Origin of the sequence: Rubinisphaera italica, assembly GCF_007859715.1 — a bacterium.
Lineage (GTDB): Bacteria > Planctomycetota > Planctomycetia > Planctomycetales > Planctomycetaceae > Rubinisphaera > Rubinisphaera italica.
Window position 1 is genome coordinate 3,825,537 of the sequence record NZ_SJPG01000001.1, and the last position, 19,995, is coordinate 3,845,531.

The window sequence follows — 19,995 nt, forward strand, 5'->3', positions numbered from 1 at the left end:
AGGCCTGATATTTTTTTGACCTGCATCGACTGATCATTGTGAATGCTTAAGCAGCACGAGCCGGCAAAGTAGCCGGTCCGTTGTTGTGCTGACGGAGGACCTGACGAACGGAATAATGTCGATTCTGCGAATTGCTGTAATACAATCGCGTGCAGATTTCGCCGATAATTCCCAGGCTCAGGAACTGCAGGCTGACCATAATGGAAAGCACTGTCTGTAGCAGCAGAGGATTGCCAGTCATATCGACATTGCCGAAGACTTTCATACCGACGGTCGCCAATCCAGAAAGTACGGCAATTCCAAAGCACCACATCCCGGCTTTCCCGAACAGTTTCATCGGACTATCGAAATATTTGAGCAGAAAGTTGACGGTAATCAAATCGAGCACAACGCGAGTCGTTCGGCCGATGCCGTATTTGGTTTGTCCGAAACGACGAGCGTGATGTTTGGTCACGACTTCAACACACTTGGCTCCGCGACGATGAGCCAGAATCGGAATGAAGCGGTGCATTTCACCATAGAGCTCGAGTTCCTGTGCAATCTCGCGACGAATCGCTTTGAGTGTGCAGCCGAGGTCGTGAATCGGAAAACCGGTTGTTTTTGAGATAATGTGATTGGCGATTTTGGATGGCAATTTTCGATTAATAAACGCATCCTGCCGATTTTTTCGCCAGCCATGCACAAGGTCGTATCCCTCTTCGATTTTCTCAATCATCATGGGGATATCAGTTGGATCGTTCTGCAAATCGCCATCCATTGTGATCACGACATCATTGGACGCGTAATCAATCCCGGCCTGCATCGCAGGAGTTTGTCCATAATTTCGACGAAACTGAACCACAACAACGTGCTCATCTTTCTGCGACAACTCGCTCAACTTCTGTAGACTCGAATCGGTCGAACCATCATCGACAAAGATGAGTTCGTATTCGCGACCGGTCTCACACAGTTCGCCGTGCAACTGCTGATGAAGAATCGGAATGTTTTCTTCTTCATTGTGAATCGGAACAACAACTGAAATGCTAAGCAGCGAGGATTGATTTGCAGACATGATATAGATCGCTTCCCGAGATAAGAAGGGCGTGTTGGCAAGTTGAAATTATGATCAGGCCGCTTGTGCCTGAGGAGAATTTTGAGTTGTAATATTTGAAGTCTTTTTTTGGTTATGATTTTCAAATGCGACGGGAAGTCTCCGTACGGCAACTGATGCGACAGTCCAACCCAGCGCTGCCCCCACAAGAACATCACTTGGGAAATGAGCACTGCACTGAACGCGTCCGTAGCCGACAAACATCGCCAGCCCAATGAAATACATCCGAGCATGGGGATGCAAATGGCAAAAAACAGCCGCTAATGCCCAGGCAACGGTGGTATGCCCCGAAGGAAAACTTTGACTGGTCGTAACACCGTTCAAGTAGGGAAACCAACCGGAAAATGTTTCTGACAGATTCAAGTTTGCCAGATCGAGATCACGCGGGCGCGAGCGACCGATGCCAAACTTAAGTACGTTCGTACACAGGCCGGCTCCCAATGCGATTGCACCAGCATAAACATAGCTTCCAGATCGCTCGCGATGCACAATGGCGCATGTCATCATTAAAATCACAACGCCGATTCCGTGCCCGAACGGTTCCGTATTTTCCACAATTTCACGCAGGAAACCGGGAATCTGACCACTTTGAAAAAAGCGGGACACAGGAATATCATAAGAGAGGCTCAACCAGGCACAGGCCAGCAGGCCCACCGGTAAACACCAGGTGAAATATGTCCAGACACTTCCATTACTGACGTGATTTTCGCCAGCATCCTTATTGGAAATATGGAGTATTTTGGACAACGAACCATCCCTGGTAAACGTTTACACTGACTGATCTCTGCCCATTGTCATTCCCTCCTGGAATGCATCAAGACGTTACCTGGCTGCGATCAGTTCACAACCACCCGGCTATTTAACATATCCCCCGTGAATGAGGCAAGATGATTTCATCTCTGACCGTTTCCTGCAACTTTCTCACAGGAACCAAACTCAAGCTTCCTGCTTTTGTAATTTTTTCAATGAGTTTGGGTTTTTGAGGAAGTGTGGTGCCGGAATTGGTTCTGGTCCATGCAAAATCGGTAAGGCGCGTGTGACATAACAGTTATCTTCAGACATGTTAATAATCACGCTTTTCTCTGAATCCGGCAGCAGTGTCTGACCTTGTTCGTCCTGAATGACTTGCACAACAGGTTCGGTGTAGTGATCGCCATTGGCTCGCAAGACACGTGCCATGCGACCGGTCGACAACATCACCAGACTTCCGACAGGAAACAGAGACTGAGCTCGTAACATCGCCCGGAGCACTGACGGATCAAACAATCCCTGTTTGGCTCCTGCGAACAGCTTGAGCATTGCATCGTAAGGAGCAATTGCATCCTGGTAGGGAAGTTTGGTTGTCATTTCCACATAGTGGTGGGCCAGATTTAAAATCCGGGCAAAGAGATGAATATTGGAACCTCGGCGACCACGCGGATAACCGGTTCCATTCATTTGCTCATGGACCTGATAAGAGACCAGCGCGACCAAAGTTGGCAACCCCTGAACTTTCTGAAGCAAATCGACCGAATACATTACGTGTTTTTGACATTCCAATTTCTCGGAATAGGTCAGCGGCCGTTGAGGATTGCGAATATGTTCCGGAACTTTCAACATTCCCCAGTCGTGGAGTAAACCAGCCACACCAATTCGGCAGACATTTTCTTCGTTAAGCCCCATTTCAATACCGATACTCATGCTCAGGACCGACATTCGATAGCAATGACGAGCCAGACTGGCATCTTCTGATAAATGAAGAGCAGACGCATTGACACAATCAAAATCGTCTCGCAGACTTGATAAGGAAGCTGAGACAGTCCGACTCAATTGAAAACCATCAATACTTTCGGCTGATAGCGAAGAATGCATCAACTGGTCAAGCACCTCGCATTGCTCCTTCCCTTTCGTGTCGATCACCTCTCGAGTCGATTGCTCATAACCAACCTTGCCGTGCCACCGAACAGAATCTCTCGAAGCCGGCCCTTCATTGGTCACAAACTGCAATCCATCATCGATTGTTTTTTGTAGTTGTGAATCAATGCCCTCATGGTGCGAGGAATGCCCTTGGGCACGTGTCAGGTTCTGAACGACATGCGTTGTCGAAATGATATTGGCATCTTCGGTATGCACCTCAATCGTTTTGATATCCCGATCCCGAAGTTTCTGCTTGAAAACTTCAGTGATAATCGCGCCTTCTGAAAGCAGCAACACTCCATGCTGGTCGTGCAAAGGCGATTTGATGGCCCGCCCGACAATCAGCGAATCGACATCAACAGATGCTGTCCGCATTTGCGTAACAGATGGGGCTGAGTTCGTTGATCCTGAGATATCCTCGGCTAACATAACCGACTCCTTCGGCGGCACACATTTTCAATACGGAAACCTGAATGTAACGCCATTAGTGGCGCATTCACTCAGTAAACTCTATGTTGAAAAAAGGCATCATGCAGAAGTGATCCGCAGAGACTGGCATTCTTCAGGTCGGCTTAACCGTAATAATCGATACAGAACCATTTTGAATGCTGAGCAGGTGGCACATCCCAGAACGAAGTGATGGCCGTGGTGTTATGCAAAGAGAAGGAATGAACTCTAAAGTATCATATACTTCGTTATTCTCTTTCACGAAAGCGGCGAGGAAATTTCGAGGAGATCGACCGCTGGGCGATTGTTGCAGAAGATGGTGGCGAGTCGACCGTAAGTCTCTGTGCCCACTTCACAATTGAAGTGTTTTGCCAGAGTTGGGCCGCATTTGACTTTAAGAATTGCTCCCAGGTCGATGTGACGCAGCACATTATGAGTGATCAAAACGCGGCCGAGGGGAATATTCTCATCGATAATTTCCTGCTTCACGTCATCAGTGACGTATTCGAAGTTGAAGCGAACAATGCCGAACTGAACGACTTCATCAGTTCCTTCTTTGAGCAGCAGGATTTTTCGTCCGTAATTGAATTCATCGGGATTACGATCGAGCACCTGTACCTCGACGGTCGATTTGTGATAGTTTTCCATCGTCACCGTCATATGATGATCGTGCACGAGCATACTTTTATACGGTTCGGGAGTGGTCGATCCGGCGACATGCTCTGCAGATTCGAGCAGCGGAGGATTGTCCGGAAATAATTCGAGCAGAGATTGTAATTCCTTGAGTGCATTCACGGCGATTTTTTGAGCAAATAGGGTTCAGGAATGTGGGAATATTTCGTTACAGAAATTAACAGCCCAAGACGTTCCTTCTCCTTGGGCAGCGGTCATCTTCCTTTCTCCTTAGGGAGAAGGCCGAAGGCTGGATGAGGGGATTCCTTCGATGTTCATGTTAAGTTCACCTCGATTCCCCTAACCCTCTCCCAGTGGGAGACGGGACTATTCGGAGATTGAATGTATCAACTCGACCCGATGAGATCACTGAAAAAATCGCGATGATGGACTCATCGATCAGGTTCGAAACAGGTAATTCTGTTGTAACGAACCTGCCGATTATAGCGATTCAAGAGTCTGTTTTAGGTATATCGAATCCGTCGATATTCTTCTTCGAAGTACTCAGGTAGCAAACTGTCAATCTGCAGCAAACCTTTTCGAGTGACCTGGACCTTTGTGCCATGAACTTCCAGATAGCCGGCTTCTTCCTGATTTTTCAAGGCTTCTGCAAACTCGTCGATTGTTTTGACGCCATATTTTTCATCCAGCGAATCCGTTTCGACGACACCTTCTTTGAGCCTTAGAATAAACTCTCGGATCAACTGCTGTTGAGGCGTCGGCACATACGCCCGGTTAATCGGCAGTTCGCCAGATTCCACAATGCTGATGTACTCTTCGAGTTGATCGTTATTCTGATAATGGACGCCCTGGATATGTCCGAACGAAGAAACACCAAGTGGCAAAATATCGTGACCGCGGAACAAGTGATCGCGATACAGGAAGCGATCTTTTTCCGGATCTTTCACAAATTCCTGACCAGATGCAACGTGATAGCCGGCTGCCTGCAGGCGGTCGATTGCTTCACTGACCCAGCGTCGTTTTGTTGGCCAATCCGCAACAGGTGATGTTTTTCCGGTCTCCTTCATTTCCTGTGAAATGATCGTATTAAAAGGAAGTTCCATCTGATAAATCGTAATGTTATCGGCTCCCATTTCGAGAGCCTTGTCGAGATTGCGATGCCAGTTCTCATCGGTCTCGCCAATCATTCCGGCAATCAGATCGATATTCACCTGCGGAAAACCGACATCCTGAATCCAGCCGTAAGCCTTTTCGATCGAATCGGTTAAATGCGCCCGACCGTTTGTTTCCAGGATTTCATCGTTGAAGCTTTCCACGCCGAGAGAAACTCGTGTGATCCCGATTTCTTTGAGTGTTTTGACTTTCTCAAGATTAAGCGTGCCCGGTTCACATTCAAACGTTACTTCCTGAGCCGTCTCCCAGGAGACCGATTGACTGAGACGATCCCGTAGCTGCAGTAGTTGTTTCGAGCTGAGATACGAAGGTGTGCCTCCACCAAAGTAAGCAAATTCAACACGGCGTCCTTTCACAGCGGGAAGCTTTGCAAGCATGCTCAGTTCATCATCGACCGCCTGTACATAACGCTGAATTGTCTTAGCATTCTGCTGAATATAGACCCGGAAATAACAAAACTTGCAGCGTTTGCGGCAGAAGGGAATGTGAGTATAAATTCCAAATGGAACAGAAACATCCGGCTCGCTGTTCAAAGCTTCTTTCGCGCTGGGGATATCCTGCTTGTTCCAGACTGAATAAGCCGGGTAGTTACTGATGAAGTAGCTGCCGACTTCTGTCTGTTTCTTTTCCGTCAGTGGAAGTTCCGTAGCCATGTTCAATTACTCTTTCGTGCCCTGTCTGGGCTTTGTTTTGGGAATCCAATAACTTTAATGCACTTTGTTGTCGTGACTGACCTTGTTGTCGTGACTGACCTTCAATCTGATGAATTCATCCTATGGAGCTTGTCCGAAGGCAAATAATTTACCATTGGTTTCTGCTGAACCAATCACCAGAACCTGTTCCCCGACAGCTGGGGAGCCTGGAACTTTTCGGCCGATGCGTTCTTTCCAGAGTTCTTTTCCTGTATTCAACTCCAGTCCATAAATGTAACCATCATCACTACCGACAAAAACCCGCTCTCCAACAACTACCGGTGAGCTGTCGACTTTTCCGCGTGTTGCAAATGTCCAGACTTCTTCCCCATTTAATCGATTGATGGCATGCACAACCTTGTCGCGCCCGCCGACAACCACGAGTTCTTTCGTGAGTGCCGCTGAGGAGTGATACGGGAATTCGCCCACCGCTGCTCGATACGCCCATTCGGTTGTCAGGTTTTTCCAGTTGACTGCAATCACTTCGCTGGCATACGTGCCAACGTATAACGTGTCGCCCATGATGGCGGGTGAGGCAATTAAATAGGTATTGAGCGGCATAATTTTCACCTGCTCGCCGGTGACCACATCAATCACACGCAGCTGTTCGTCGCAACCTGTTACGAACGTAAAGCCGTTGATGATAGCCGGGGTGCAGTTCACATACCCTTCGGTTTCAAACTTCCAGAGTTCCTCGCCCGTCTCCGCTTTAAGACAATACAGAGAGTTATCGTAAGATCCAAAAATGATGCGGTCATCGATAATGGAAGCCGAGCTGACGATTTCGCCAAACGTTTCATGAGTCCATTTCTTCTTGCCGGTTTTGCGATCCAGACAATGAAAGATGCCTTCTTCATCGCCAATAAAAACGCTTGACTCAGTCACCAGAGGAGCCGCTTTGAAACCAGGAGCAAACGACTTCGGATCGACATCTTCAATCGAACGATACTTCCAGACATCTTCGCCAGTTTTCAGTTTCAGGCAAACGACATAACCATCGAGCAATCCGCAATAAACATGTCCATCGACAATGGCAGGAGTCCCCGGGATGCCATCTTTGGAATCGTAGGTCCAAAGTTGTGTAAGCTTATCGGGTAATGAAGAAGTGGCGACTCCGTGCAGAGAGTTCCCATTACGAAAACTGGCCCAGTCTCCCGTTTGATCGGGGGATTGTGCCAAAGACAAATGGGAAAACATTAAAGTCACAATCACCATACAGGTGAATCTTAACAGTGATTTCAGTTCCACGCGCATTCGTACAACTCCTGTAAATTCTCGGCATCGACGGGGCGAGGATTAAATGTTCCGGTCCATTGCTTTGCGGCTTCAGGAGCCATCACAGCGATCTTGCTCCGTTCGACTCCTGCATCTTTCAAGGTGACAGGCAATCCAGTCAGTTCAACCAGATGCCGCACATATTCGGCAACGCGTTCTCCCGCTTCAGGATCATCTTCGGCACACAGGCCAATCGCTTCGGCCAGCTCCCCATATAACTGAGGGACGACTTCTGCATTGAAGCGAATCACATGAGGAAGCATGACACCAACAGCAATTCCGTGAATGGTATTGAAATGAGCAGTCAAAGGATTCGCCAATGCGTGAGCCGCTCCGAGCATCGATTGTTCAATCGCTGCTCCAGCCCAGTGGGCTCCCAGTAACATTTGCTCCCGAGCCTGCAAATCTGCGGAATTCTTGAACATCACTGGAAAAGCTTGCGTCAATAATTTCCAGCCTTCCAGCGAAAACATCCGGGAAACGAATGTTCGCTTTTTGGTGACATAGGTTTCCACCGCATGACTCAGCGCATCGACAGCGGTCACCGCAGCGACTTTCTTGGGCATCGTCAAAGTGAGGTCGGGATCGAGTATCGCAACTCTGGCTGCTGCTTTTTTGTCGCCGCAAGCCATTTTCATATGTGTCTCAGGATTGGCGATCAATGCGAAGGATTGAGCTTCACTTCCCGTTCCCGCTGTTGTTGGAATGGCAATGAAGGGAAGCATTGGCCTGGTTGCTTTGCCCACACCCCAATAATCTTCCATCCGACCGCCGTTTGTCAGCAGGAAATTGACTCCCTTGGCGCAATCCATACTGCTTCCACCGCCGAGTCCAACAATAAAATCAATCGTCTGACCATTGATCGATTCGATCGCTCGCTGAACATCCTCTGTGGTGGGGTTTGGCGTGACTCCATCGAAAAGCGTCCAGGAAATACCGGCTTCTTTCAGGGATTCCAGTGCCCGTTGTTCATGCCCCGCTGCAGCCAATCCCTGATCTGTAATCAAAAATACATGAGAGCCCTGATAATCCCGGACAAGTCCCCCCAGCTGATTCAAAGATCCCGAGCCAAAAACCACGCGTGTCGGAAACGAAAAATCGAATGCCATGGGCAATTCGGTTGAAAACGATGTTGGTGCAGATGTTGTCACGATATTCAGGCAGGCAGATGGAGGAAAGTTCGGGGGAAGATTCACATGACGCGCTGAAGTGTCCTCTAAGTCCTCTTTGATGGTTAAATTGCTCGTCTTGGCAAGCACCTGTCAGATTCAGACTTTTCATTATTTTACGGGCAAACCGAGTCAGGGCAAACCGTAAAAGCGATTCCCACGCAATTCCATACGAACTTGGACCCAATAATACGACAAGAAGGAAGCAAATGCACACTATTGCGTGCCTGGCCAGATGATTTTCAAGCAGTTCACAAGGTGCCTCTTTGGAACAACGAAAACTCAAACGCTAATGCTCGGCGTTCTTAGTCTTCGTCATCTTCCTCATAGTCATCATCATCTTCTTCATCGTCGTAATCGGGATGCAGGGGATCGTTAGGATCAAAAAAGAAATCGCCCAGTCCCATTGGCAGTGAACTTCCCCCGAGAGCCTGATTCTTTTTATCGGCCAGCGATTGCAAATCGTGGGCATCATCTCCCAGGCAGCGTTCCAGCGATTCTCTCCAGGCGACCTCTTTTGCCAGCGGGTGTTTCGGATCCTGAGCAATTCGCTTGAGAGCATATCGCAACAGATTCAATCCATCGCGGGTGGAGAAATCGAGTTTGAGTTGATGGGATTTTTGCAAGAACTCAACCGTCAGATCGAGGAGTTCGTCATCGGCAAACGGAAGATGATATTTGAGAATCGCCATCTCATCATCTCGATTTGGATACGACAGCTGTAACGTCGGCTGCAGACGACTTAAAATGTAGTCCGGTATTTCAAAGGTTGATTCATCATCGTTCATGGTGACTGCACAGCGGAAATCGGCATGAGCCTCGATTGTAATTCCGGCTACAATCGACTCGACATACCGACGATGATCGAGCAGCGGTGCCAGCGAAGCCCACGACTTCTCGTTCATGCGGTTCCCTTCGTCGAGCACACAAATCCCCCCCGTCAGCATCGCCGTGACCAGTTGCGAGGCATGATACTGAATGGTCCCTTTTTCACCCAGTACTGGAGTGACGAGCAAATCTTCAGGCCGGGTATCCGACGTGCATTGATAAATGTAAACGGACTGCTGACGCTCCCGGGCCGCCGCCATCGCCAATGTCGTTTTTCCTATTCCTGGCGTTCCCACAAGACGTGGTGCTAAAGGCTGGTCCAGCTTGTCGACCACAAGCCAGCAGGCAAGAATTTGCTTGAGAACTTCTCCCTGTCCAATCCACGGACTTTCCGTCGTATCCGGCTGAGAAAGGTGTAAGGTGACTCCTCCAACTTCAACATGTTCAATCATAATGACTTTTAGTTCTAACGCTGCCTGGCAGCTTATTGGATTTATCTCAAATCGGAAGCAAACAGTGCACTACACAAAACGATGTCCCTCCTGGGGACCATTTTTCGTCAGTGTCAAAATTTCCGGTCCTTCTTCGGTCATCAGAATCTGATGTTCAAATTGAGCCGACAACGAATGATCTTTCGTTCGCACCGTCCAGCCATCACTTTCGACAATCGTTTCTGGTTGACCAGTATTGATCATTGGCTCGATCGTAAAACAGCAGCCTGGAACAATGATACTTTTCTTTGTCGATTCATGTGGGAAATGGGGAATGCCCGGTTCCTGATGAAACTTCTGGCCGATCCCATGTCCCTGATAATTCCTGACGACACCATATCCACGCCCCTGTGCATAGCGAGTAATCGCTTTGGCGATATCGTAAACCATGCCATAAGGTTTGATAGCTCGAATGCCCACAAACAAAGAATCAAAAGCAACCTGGGTGACCGCACGTGCTTCGTCGCTCACCTGTCCTACTAAAAATGTTTCCGACTGATCCCCATACCAGCCATCGACAATCGTTGTCATGTCGACATTGATGATATCTCCTTCTTTGAGAACGGTCTCATCAGGAATACCGTGACAGACAACGTCGTTCACGCTTGTGCAAATCGTTTTGGGATATCCTCGGTAGCCCAGGCAGGCCGGCTGATGCCCATGTTCCACGGTGTAACGATGAGCGATTTCATTGAGCTCCGATGTCCGTATTCCCGGTTGAACAAAGGGGCGAATTACATCCATCAACTCGGCATTAAATCGCGATGCGATCCTCAGTTTTTCTGCCTCGACTGGCCCATAGATGGGATATTTCCGCCGATATCGAGGCAGAACCGCTTCTCGCAGATGACTTAATTTCACAACAGCGGTTCCTATGGAATGATGAATGTGCCAGAGATCAAAAATGTATTCTCCCTGATTATTCTGCAGTTTCAAGTCGAATGGAAAATATGGCCACATGACACATTTTATTCATGACCAATCGGTTCCGACCAACATGAGGCACGTTTAGCAGATTTTGTGAACTACTGATAGCCATCAGATCTTATTGATGCGATGAAAAATTCGAGAGGTTCTCACTCTTGCACAACGCAAATGGGGTTTCCGGGGTACAATCAGCTGTCTAATATGAATCAAAACAACCCATTTCTTATTGTGAACTCCATGCATGAACGAAATCCCTGATCAACAATCATCGTATCCTCCTGAATCCATTGCAAACACGGATTCCGAGTCGAAAGCTCAAGTATCACAAAAGCGGAAGTGGTATCGCTCTTCGTTCTTACCGATTTTTGCCACTGTCCTGCTCGGTTTGGGGTTGGTCTGGGCTCAATTCATCTACGATCCCATTCAGGGCGATGCCCTGGTGAACCTGATCTCGTTCTCCATGTCTTCACTTCTAGGATTGATACTCGCATTCTGGTTCAGTTTCCTCTCATTTTTTTCACGACGAACCGTTTTGACAATTATGATCCCCTTGCTTCTGATAGGTTTCGGCTGGGCGGCTTCCATACGTAGAGTCGAATTCGACGGCGATATGAAAATGAATTTCGTCTATCGCTGGGAACCGCCTCCAATACTCCAGCAGGCTCATGCGAGTCCTGTTCAGGAAGAAGTCGGAGTTTATGAAGAATCCCCCACAAATTTCCCCGCCTATCGTGGAAGAAATTTTGATGGCATCCTTGTCAGTCCTCCCTTAAACAAAGACTGGCAGGCGAATCCTCCGCAAGAACTCTGGAGAACCGATGTCGGCGCAGGTTATGCCTCGATGGCTGTTGTTGGCAATTCTGTGATTACTCTCGAACAACGAGAAAATCAGGAAGCGGTGACCTGCTACAACGCGACCACCGGTCAACTCAAGTGGATTCACTCCTACCCTGCTCGATTTTACGAAGCGATGGGAGGACTGGGGCCGCGTACAACACCAACAATTTCCGAAGGACGTGTGTTTATCGCCGGAGCTGCAGGAGAAGCCCTGTGTCTTGATTTTTTCACTGGAAAAGTGATCTGGTCGCGTAATCTGCTCGACGATCTCAATATCCCGAATGTCATCTGGGGACAATCATCCAGTCCACTCGTTCTGGAAAATCATATCATCTTCAACCCAGGTGGACCTGATGGGGACGGCTTAATTGCCCTCGATCCCGAAACAGGAAAAACGATCTGGCAGGCGGCAGGTTTATCCAAATATACCGAGGATAATAAAACCAATCATTGTGGTTATAGTTCTCCCATCATGATGAACATTCACGATGTCGAGCAATTAATTATATTTGAGGGCAAAGGTTTGCGTTCCTGCAATATCGAAACCGGAGAAACCCTCTGGCACTACCCCTTTGAAAACGTAGCTGGCGTGAACTCGGCTCAGCCGGTCCTGCTCGATGATGGACATCACATTTTCATTTCTGCCAGCTACGCGATGGGAAGTGCAGTGGTCGATGTGCAGAAGTCAGTTGATACCAACGCTGAAGGAATTGAGAAGAACTCATGGACCGTCGAAAAGGTCTGGCACGAAGAACGCACTCTCCGCAGTAAATTTACCAGTGTCATTTACCGGGAAGGTTACATTTACGGACTCGATGAAGGCATCATGATGTGCATCGAGCCGTTGACCGGCAAGAAACAATGGAAAGCCGGCCGCTTCGGACACGGTCAACTTGTCTATGCCGACGGTACAATTGTTGTCATGGCCGAGGACGGCAATCTGCATCTGATTGAACCGAACCCAACCGAGTTCCGCGAGCTCACTTCAATGATGGTCCTGCCTGACTCCAGTAAAGTCTGGAACCCTCAGGCATTAGCCGACGGCATCGTCTATGTACGCGATCATCGTCAGATGGCAGCCTTTGATTTAAGACGAGTAACTCCAGAAGGAAATTAACAGTCCCCTCTCCCTCAGGGAGAGGGTTAGGGTGAGGGAGAAATCGAGGTTTATTCAAAAAGAACGTCGAAGTCTTCCCCTCATCCGGCCTTCGGCCACCTTCTCCCCCCAGGAAAAGGAAAGTAAACTGCTCACAATAAATGGGATTTCGTAATGCCAATTGAAGAAAACACACTCCCCTTCTCCGCGACTCTGTCTGCTTCCCGTCTGGAAGATGTGACCGATATGATGCGGGAAATCAGCAAGTATTCCGATCCAGCTGATATTGTTCGGGAATACGTCCAGCGAATTCGACAGTTTTATCCGGTCGACCGAGTCATCGCACTGGCTCGGCCGGATATGAATTCGGATGAGGTTCTTTATGCCAGCATGGGCAACTGGGACAAACCAGTTCTCCCATGGGGAGATTTGGACAGTTTTCAGCCTCTGGGCGACGGTCTGCTGAAAAACCTGTGTCTCAACGGCGAACCAACGATTATCAATAATCTGACTGATGAACTCAATGAAAGCGAACGCGATCTCATTGGGAATATGAACTCACTCCGCGTTATCCCTTTGTTCGACAAAGGGGATGCCACTCAAATGATTGTCGGATTGAAAGAAGAAGGCAGTGGGTTTCAAGAGGAAGATCTTTCCGCACTGGTGTGGCTGGGAAATCTGTTTGGCAAGGCTGTCCAGAACCTCATTAAGGCTCGCGAACTGGAGAGTGCCTATCAGGAAGTTGATCGGGAACTGAAAACCGTTGGCCAAATTCAGCGCGATCTGCTGCCGGAGACTTTGCCAGAAATCCCGAATCTTGAACTGGCCACCTATTATGAACCATCTGCAAGAGCAGGTGGAGACTATTACGATTTCTTCCCGCTCCAAGATGGTCGGCTCGGAATCTTCATTGCCGATGTGAGTGGTCACGGTACACCGGCAGCGGTCGTGATGGCGATTATGCACACGATCGCTCATACCTATACCGGGTCGCAGGAGTTGCCCAGTCAGTTTATGACACATATCAACAAGCATCTCTGCCAGAATTTTACGACCAGAAGTGGCATTTTCGTGACTGCCTTTTACGCCATTTACAATCCGCAGGATAAATCACTGGCATACGCCTCAGCTGGCCACAACCCGCCAATTCATCGACGTTGTGGAGCATCACCAGTTTCCACACTCAATCGAGCAGGCCGAATTCCGCTGGGGATCAGTACAGAGATCACTTACGATGACGCAACCGTAAAACTCTCTTCCGGTGATCGAGTTGTACTTTACACCGATGGAATCATAGAAGCCTTCGGCACCGATGACACTCAGTTCGGTATGGACCGTCTGGGAGCAATCGTCGGCCGATGCGATTTGAATTCGACAACTATTGTCGATGCGGTCGTCAAACAACTCCAGGAATTCACCGGCACAACCAGTCAGACTGATGACTGTACTCTGGTAGTGATGAAGGTTCGTTGATTCCCCATTTCTTGAACAGGGTGGCTGGGGGCGAAACGTAGCGAAGCCCCCAGATTTTTTTATTTCTAGAGCATATTCAATAATTACCTGCAGCTTTCAGTAGGAGCAAACACAGTGTTTTTAGGACATTTGATGTCCATGCGACTGCAGAAACCATTTGAAAATGGCCTAGTCCTGCCGCCAACTATCAAGCGGCATCTTTTTCCGGCATTTTAACCCGGAAGTTACCCTTCTCTTCGATGATCGAATCGGCATCAAATCGGCTGCCGAAGTACAGCCGCTGAGCCAATTCATCGCGGAGCACTGTTTCGGCATCTCCCGAAACGAGCACCCGGCCTGCACAAATGACGTTGCTGCGATCGGTAATCGTGAGCGTTTCACGTTCCCGGTGATCAGTTAGCAAGATAGAAATGCCGCGATCCCGCAGATCGTAAATGATATCCTGAATACCATTAATGGTAACCGGATCGATCCCCGTGAATGGTTCATCAAGTAGAATCAATTCAGGATCGCTGGCCAGACAACGGGCGATTTCCAGACGGCGGCGTTCTCCACCGGACAGGGTGCCTGCGATCTGCTTTTTCTTGTCGAGCAAACCAAACTGATCAAGCAGGTCATCGGTTCGATGTTTTCTCTCGCGATAACTGAGCGGCATGAATTCCAGAATGGCCCGGATATTATCGGCCACCGAAAGTTTTCCGAAGACTGACTCATCCTGCGGCAGATAGCCCATTCCCTGTCGGGCTCGCTTATACATCGGCCAGCGGGTGACATCTTTCCCATTGAGCAGAACCTTGCCTTCGGTTGGTGTGACCAGACCACAGGTCATTTTGAACGTGGTCGATTTCCCGGCTCCATTCGGACCAAGCAGTCCGACGATTTCGCCCCGTTCGATATCAAAACTGACTCCGTCGACGGCTCGTTTTCCGCCCGGGTAGTCCTTCACCAGATCAATACATTCCAGCAGTGGCATCCTTGCCCTCCCTGACTTTCTCTGCAGTGGCATTTTCTGAATGGTAGTCTATCACGAATCCCGTGCAATCAGAAAGATCAGATCAGTAGATAGCCTGATTTCATTCACTGAGATTCCTCAAACACATTAAACCAGGCTTTACAATGCGGACACTTCACATCGCCCGAAGGCGAAACTTCCACTTCACCCCGTGGAGCACCACAGTTTGGGCAAACCTGCCGCAAGGAACCAGTTCTGGTAGTTTTCACATGCTTTGACATCATTGTTTGCATGGAATTTTGCATTTTCTCAACTGAACTTTTGGGGGCAGTTGAAATGCCTGTGAACAGAGTAAACAATCCCGCGCCACCCAAAGCCACGAATGGAAGGGCGATAAATGAGGCAAAAAAGCGAAAGAAAAGAGGTGGGGAATGAAAACTGTGAAATGGCATCGCCCACATGGAAATCAGAACGGTCAAGCCAATTCCACCAAACGTTGCTCCAATAATGCCAGCAACGATACGCTCGTTTATGGAAGCGCGGTTTGACATTCCATCTCCTGTAAAAGTGTATCAACTGAAAGCTTCATGAATTCAAATTAACGAATTCTCTGTCCATCAGGATTAACAATCTTACAGACTTCAGTGACAATAATGCAAAAAGCCCGTCCAGTTGGACAGGCTTTTCATGTTTCATTCAGACAAAACCTCTTTGTGAGGCTTGACGTTACGAACTTTGTCCTGAAGCGACTTTCGCTCCCGCGTCTTTGAGCACTTTTGACAAACGACTTTTTGTGCGAGCAGCGGCATTGCGGTGAATCAGGTGCTTGGCAGCGGCTTGATCAAGTTTTTTTGTAGCGACTTTAAATGCGGCCTGAGCATCTTCCACTTTACCTTCTTCAACCAAAGTACGAACTTTTTTAATAGTCGTACGAAGAGTAGAGCGCTGAGCACGATTGTGCAGACGACGCTTCTGACTTTGACGAAGGGCCTTTTTGGCATTGACTGAATTCGGCATAAACTGTTTCCACGAAATACGTTACGAGCTCGTAACCAATGTTTCAATAACTCTGTTCCAAATGGATCGGTGATTTTAGCGATACTCGACTCAAAGTTCAAATCTAACGACGGAGAATGCAGGGCAATCCCGTTAAATTGACTTCAAAGCACGAAAAATAACGTTTATTGATAAAGTTTTCTCAGTCGGGAGGACCGAATTCATTGAAATATTGTCATAATATTGCCGAATTGGAACAACTGGCCTGTTTCTTGCAATGTTAGACCATTCCTACCGCATTCTGTTTGACGAATAGCCGATAAAATGGTGGATTAGAGAGATCAGTCCGCTCTCACTATGCGCATTCGTCAGCGGAATTCGATCATCATTTTCCGGGCAATGTCAAATTTGATCTGATCGGTCACCATTTTTCATTGTCTGCTGGTGGTTTGCAGAAAGTCCAGTCACGTGATTCAACTTCTAGAGCGTATTTCAATTCGCATTCTGGCAATCCTGCTCTGCAGTCTGCCAGCGACTGACTTATTCGCTCAGGCATGCAAGAACTGCTCGAATGGCGAAGGTTATTGGGTCGTAAGCACATATGCGATGCCTCAAACTCCCGGTGTCTGTCCAAAATCATTCAATTACCGTTGCTACTTTAAACCCGTCAACGGGCCGATGCGTCCGGGTTCGATGAGTGAAATGCAGGCTTCCCTCAACCCGACCGCACCAACTTGCATGTTCGTGCACGGAAGTTTTGTGAACATCGATCACGCTCTCAACGAAGCTCGTTTTACCTACAGCTGGTTGCGAAATTCCAATCGATGCAACCCGCTGAACATGATTTTCTTCATCTGGCCCAGCGATGATATCGATACTTTATTACCGAGCCTGAGTGTGGTTCACAATGGTTTTCGAGCAGACCACAATGGAATCTATCTCGCACATCTCATCGATTGCCTGCCTGCCACCTCTTCCATTTGCCTGATGGGCCATAGTCATGGAACCCGCGTGATTGCCTCCAGCCTGCACTATCGTGGTGGTGGAGCAGTTTTGAATTGTGTCAAACCCCCCTGCTCGGGAGGCTGTCGAACAATTCGTGCGATCTTCGCCGCGGCTGCCATCAATCACGAATGGCTTACTCCTAACGAGAAATTCGGTCGAGCCCTATCACAGGTTCGATGCATGCTGACTCTGGTCAACCGCAAAGACGTCGCATTAATTGTCTATCCGTTAGTCGGTCCGAAATATGGACGAGCATTGTCGACGACAGGGACAACCATGTTTGACCGTAGAAAACTTGGGCCTTATGCCAATAAGGTTCAGGAAATCGATCTGACTTTTGAAGTCGGCTTTCGTCATGCCTGGGCAATGTACTATTCCAATCCCGAATTGGGACGAGAAATCGCCTGTTACATCAATCGGGGGTGTGGACACGGCGGAACGCATGTTTTGAAGGATCAAACTCACGAAGTGTATACCGCTGCTCCTGACGATGCCCCTGCCGATGAATATCACGCTCCCATTGTACTGCCCCTGCCGGGATCCCAGAAAATCTCCATTGAACCAGAAGAACTTCAGCAAGAAGAAAAATCGAGCGACAACAAGCCAACCGTCACCGCTCTATTCGATCTTCAGCTGGAAAAATCACTGGCACCACCTGCTACGCAAAAGTAAAGCAGAAAACCAGCTCGCCTGGGTTTGTCCAATCGCGTAAGAACTGGCAATCACGCAGACTTAATATCTCGCTCGCAGCCCTGGAGAGGAAACGAGTCGATTGAATTCGGCTCCATCCAGCCAGATCCAACCACAACCTGCGCAGGAATCGACCACCACATTTCCAGGACCGAAATAGGGATGGCATTCCATTGTTTGCTGACAGTCTGGGCAATCGCAGCGTTCCGAGAGTTCCTGCGGATTCAGGGGGATCGGTTTCTCTTCAGGCCCTTTGTAGCTGGCTCGACGAGAACGGATCAGGAATCCGAAATCTTCGGTGGAAATCAGAGTTCCCTCGCATCCTGTGCAATGCCTGGCCGGTAATTTATCGATCGTCGCAGCGGAGAGTTGCTCGTGGCAACGGGGACAATTCGACTCTAATGGCAAATCGAGAACCTGAAGTCCCTCTAGAGAACATTCGATCGATTCCCAACGATTTCTCGTTCCACAATGCTGACAAAGTTCATAACCGGCATGATCATTAACTCGGACCGGGCCGCCACATGACTTGCATTTCATCCGCTCATTCCTCTGAGAAAACATCATCGGACACATTCGTCCATAAAGCATAGCTCAGAATATAGAGAGGAGATCCATAGTGTCAGAAGTCGCGTTGGGTGGCTGGGGTCGTAGCGCAGCGAAGCCCCCAGATCGTTAAATTCTGGAGGCTCACTTCCTTCAACCCCAATCACCTCGTTTTTCTTAATGACGAAAATGACGGCGGCCGGTAAAGATCATCGCTATTCCGGCTTTGTTGGCGGCTTCAATGACCTCTTCGTCGTTGCGGGAACCGCCGGGTTGAATTGCGGCGAGTATTCCTGCTTGAGCGGCTTGTTCGATTCCATCGCGGAACGGAAAGAATGCATCGGAGGCAACCACACCACCTAGGCAGCGATCTTCGGATTTTTTTGCAGCAATTTCTGCGGAATCGAGACGACTCATCTGACCTGCACCAACACCTGTCACCATGCCATCTTTAACAAAGACGATCGCGTTCGACTTCACATGCTTGCAAACCGACCAGGCAAATTTCAAATCACGCAGTTCTTTCTCGGTTGGCTCGCGATCAGTCACCACATTCCATTCCCCTTCCTGCTCGGGAAGAGTATCGCGATCCTGCACCAATAATCCGCCAGCGACGCGACGATAATCGAGCAATTGTCGCTGAGAAGGTGTCGGAATTTGGCAGCTCATAAGTCGAACATTCTTGCGCCATTTCGGTTTCGTGGTCAGTAATTCAAAGGCATCTTCAGAATATCCAGGAGCGATAATTGCCTCGATAAACTGCCCCGGCTCACACATTTTCTCTGCGGTTTCCAAATCGACCTCCCGATTCACTCCGACAATCGAGCCAAATGCGGAAACAGGATCACCTGCATAAGCATTCGCAAAAGCATCACTCAATACAGGGGCAATTGCACAGCCGCACGGATTATTATGCTTCATAATCGATACGGCTGGTTCCTCGAATTCGGTCACCAGTCCCCAGGCCGCATCCAGGTCGAGCAGGTTATTGAAGGAAAGTTCTTTTCCATTGAGCTGTTTCGCAGCCGCGATGGTTGAGGCTTCTGCATTCGGCTCGACATAAAACGCGGCTCGCTGATGAGGATTCTCACCATAACGGAGCGAATCCTGCTGTCGGAAAGACAGGTTCAGCATTTCCGGCAAATCCTCACCGGCTTCATCCTGCAAATTCTGAAAGTAGGAATTGATCGCAGCATCGTAAGCAGCAGTTTTACCAAACGCCTGCATCGCCAGCTTTCGCCGAAATTCCTCGTCGAAAACATCGTCCTTCAAGGCTTGGGTGACCTGCTTGTACTGAGAAGGGGAAGTCACAACGCCCAGATATTTATGATTCTTGGCGGCAGAGCGAATCATACTCGGACCGCCGATATCGATATTTTCGATAGCCTCTGCAACGGTCACATCTGGTTTGGCGACAGTGGCTTCAAACGGATAGAGATTACAGACAACCATCTGAAACGGTTGAATGCCGTGTTCGCTCATTGCGGCGGCATCGCTTTCGAGATCTGGTCGCCCGAGCAATCCTCCATGAACGCGTGGGTGGAGAGTCTTGACACGTCCATCCATGATTTCTGGAAATTCGGTGTATTCTGAAATGTCGATCACTGCGACCCCAGCGTCCTGCAGATGCTTGCGGGTGCCGCCCGTCGAGACAACTTCAAAACCGAGTTCCACAAGTTTTTGAACAAAGGGCAAGAGGTCGGTTTTGTCGCTCACGCTGACAAGAACGCGTTTCGGCTGGGTTTGACTGCTCATCGGAAATCCGGTGTCTAAAATGGG

17 protein-coding genes are annotated in these 19,995 nt (G+C 48.8%); 3 read left to right on the top strand and 14 right to left on the bottom strand.

Annotation, left to right across the window (positions count from 1 at the left end):
* Positions 1–46: 46 nt before the first annotated feature.
* The 9 genes from Pan54_RS14270 to map form a co-directional block, all read right to left on the bottom strand.
* Complete coding sequence (locus Pan54_RS14270; protein WP_146504120.1) at positions 47–1,051, bottom strand: glycosyltransferase family 2 protein; 1,005 nt, start codon at positions 1,049–1,051, stop codon at positions 47–49.
* Positions 1,052–1,105: 54 nt separating this feature from the next.
* Entirely contained in the window at positions 1,106–1,837 is a 732-nt protein-coding gene (locus tag Pan54_RS14275) for a phosphatase PAP2 family protein (RefSeq protein WP_146504121.1), read from the bottom strand.
* A 189-nt stretch (positions 1,838–2,026) separates the two neighbouring features.
* Entirely contained in the window at positions 2,027–3,415 is a 1,389-nt protein-coding gene (locus tag Pan54_RS14280; RefSeq protein ID WP_146504122.1) for an HD-GYP domain-containing protein, read from the bottom strand.
* Between the two features lie 276 nt (positions 3,416–3,691).
* Complete coding sequence (locus Pan54_RS14285) at positions 3,692–4,228, bottom strand: hypothetical protein (protein WP_146504123.1); 537 nt, start codon at positions 4,226–4,228, stop codon at positions 3,692–3,694.
* 341 nt (positions 4,229–4,569) lie between these two features.
* On the bottom strand, positions 4,570–5,892 hold the full coding sequence (locus Pan54_RS14290; RefSeq protein WP_146504124.1) for a coproporphyrinogen-III oxidase family protein: 1,323 nt from the start codon (positions 5,890–5,892) through the stop codon (positions 4,570–4,572).
* Positions 5,893–6,012: 120 nt separating this feature from the next.
* Positions 6,013–7,185, bottom strand: coding sequence for a beta-alanine-activating enzyme beta-propeller domain-containing protein (locus Pan54_RS14295; RefSeq protein WP_242631329.1), 1,173 nt, complete (start codon positions 7,183–7,185; stop codon positions 6,013–6,015).
* Positions 7,170–8,315, bottom strand: a complete 1,146-nt coding sequence (locus tag Pan54_RS14300) for an iron-containing alcohol dehydrogenase (RefSeq protein ID WP_146504125.1) — start codon at positions 8,313–8,315, stop codon at positions 7,170–7,172. Before Pan54_RS14300 ends, Pan54_RS14295 begins: the two co-directional genes overlap by 16 nt.
* Positions 8,316–8,680: 365 nt before the next feature.
* Positions 8,681–9,655 (bottom strand): AAA family ATPase, encoded by a 975-nt coding sequence (locus Pan54_RS14305; protein WP_146504126.1) that lies wholly within the window; start codon positions 9,653–9,655, stop codon positions 8,681–8,683.
* 69 nt (positions 9,656–9,724) lie between these two features.
* Positions 9,725–10,654 (bottom strand): type I methionyl aminopeptidase, encoded by a 930-nt coding sequence (map, locus tag Pan54_RS14310; protein ID WP_146504127.1) that lies wholly within the window; start codon positions 10,652–10,654, stop codon positions 9,725–9,727.
* Between the two features lie 208 nt (positions 10,655–10,862).
* Here map and Pan54_RS14315 point away from each other — a divergent pair, with 208 nt between their 5' ends.
* Both Pan54_RS14315 and Pan54_RS14320 read left to right on the top strand, forming a co-directional pair.
* Positions 10,863–12,575, top strand: a complete 1,713-nt coding sequence (locus tag Pan54_RS14315; RefSeq protein ID WP_146504128.1) for an outer membrane protein assembly factor BamB family protein — start codon at positions 10,863–10,865, stop codon at positions 12,573–12,575.
* A 153-nt stretch (positions 12,576–12,728) separates the two neighbouring features.
* Positions 12,729–14,027 carry a GAF domain-containing SpoIIE family protein phosphatase gene (locus Pan54_RS14320; RefSeq protein ID WP_146504129.1) on the top strand — a complete coding sequence of 433 codons (1,299 nt, stop codon included), beginning with the start codon at positions 12,729–12,731 and terminating at the stop codon, positions 14,025–14,027.
* 187 nt (positions 14,028–14,214) lie between these two features.
* Here the strand turns inward: Pan54_RS14320 and lptB are convergent, their stop codons facing one another.
* From lptB to rpsT, 3 genes are all read right to left on the bottom strand, one after another.
* Positions 14,215–15,000: an LPS export ABC transporter ATP-binding protein gene (gene lptB / locus Pan54_RS14325; protein ID WP_146504130.1), complete on the bottom strand. Its 786-nt coding sequence runs from the start codon at positions 14,998–15,000 to the stop codon at positions 14,215–14,217.
* 104 nt (positions 15,001–15,104) lie between these two features.
* Positions 15,105–15,530 carry a hypothetical protein gene (locus Pan54_RS14330; RefSeq protein ID WP_146504131.1) on the bottom strand — a complete coding sequence of 142 codons (426 nt, stop codon included), beginning with the start codon at positions 15,528–15,530 and terminating at the stop codon, positions 15,105–15,107.
* A 175-nt stretch (positions 15,531–15,705) separates the two neighbouring features.
* Entirely contained in the window at positions 15,706–15,996 is a 291-nt protein-coding gene (gene rpsT / locus Pan54_RS14335; protein ID WP_146504132.1) for a 30S ribosomal protein S20, read from the bottom strand.
* A 447-nt stretch (positions 15,997–16,443) separates the two neighbouring features.
* Between rpsT and Pan54_RS14340 the strand changes: the two genes are divergently transcribed.
* Positions 16,444–17,652 carry a hypothetical protein gene (locus Pan54_RS14340; protein ID WP_146504133.1) on the top strand — a complete coding sequence of 403 codons (1,209 nt, stop codon included), beginning with the start codon at positions 16,444–16,446 and terminating at the stop codon, positions 17,650–17,652.
* 60 nt (positions 17,653–17,712) lie between these two features.
* On the opposite strand, the gene Pan54_RS14345 is transcribed toward Pan54_RS14340, so the two are convergent.
* A complete protein-coding gene (locus Pan54_RS14345; protein WP_165441777.1) occupies positions 17,713–18,210 on the bottom strand; it encodes a zf-TFIIB domain-containing protein in 498 nt (165 codons plus the stop codon).
* 183 nt (positions 18,211–18,393) lie between these two features.
* Positions 18,394–19,971 carry a bifunctional phosphoribosylaminoimidazolecarboxamide formyltransferase/IMP cyclohydrolase gene (purH, locus tag Pan54_RS14350; RefSeq protein ID WP_146504135.1) on the bottom strand — a complete coding sequence of 526 codons (1,578 nt, stop codon included), beginning with the start codon at positions 19,969–19,971 and terminating at the stop codon, positions 18,394–18,396.
* Positions 19,972–19,995: the final 24 nt, after the last annotated feature.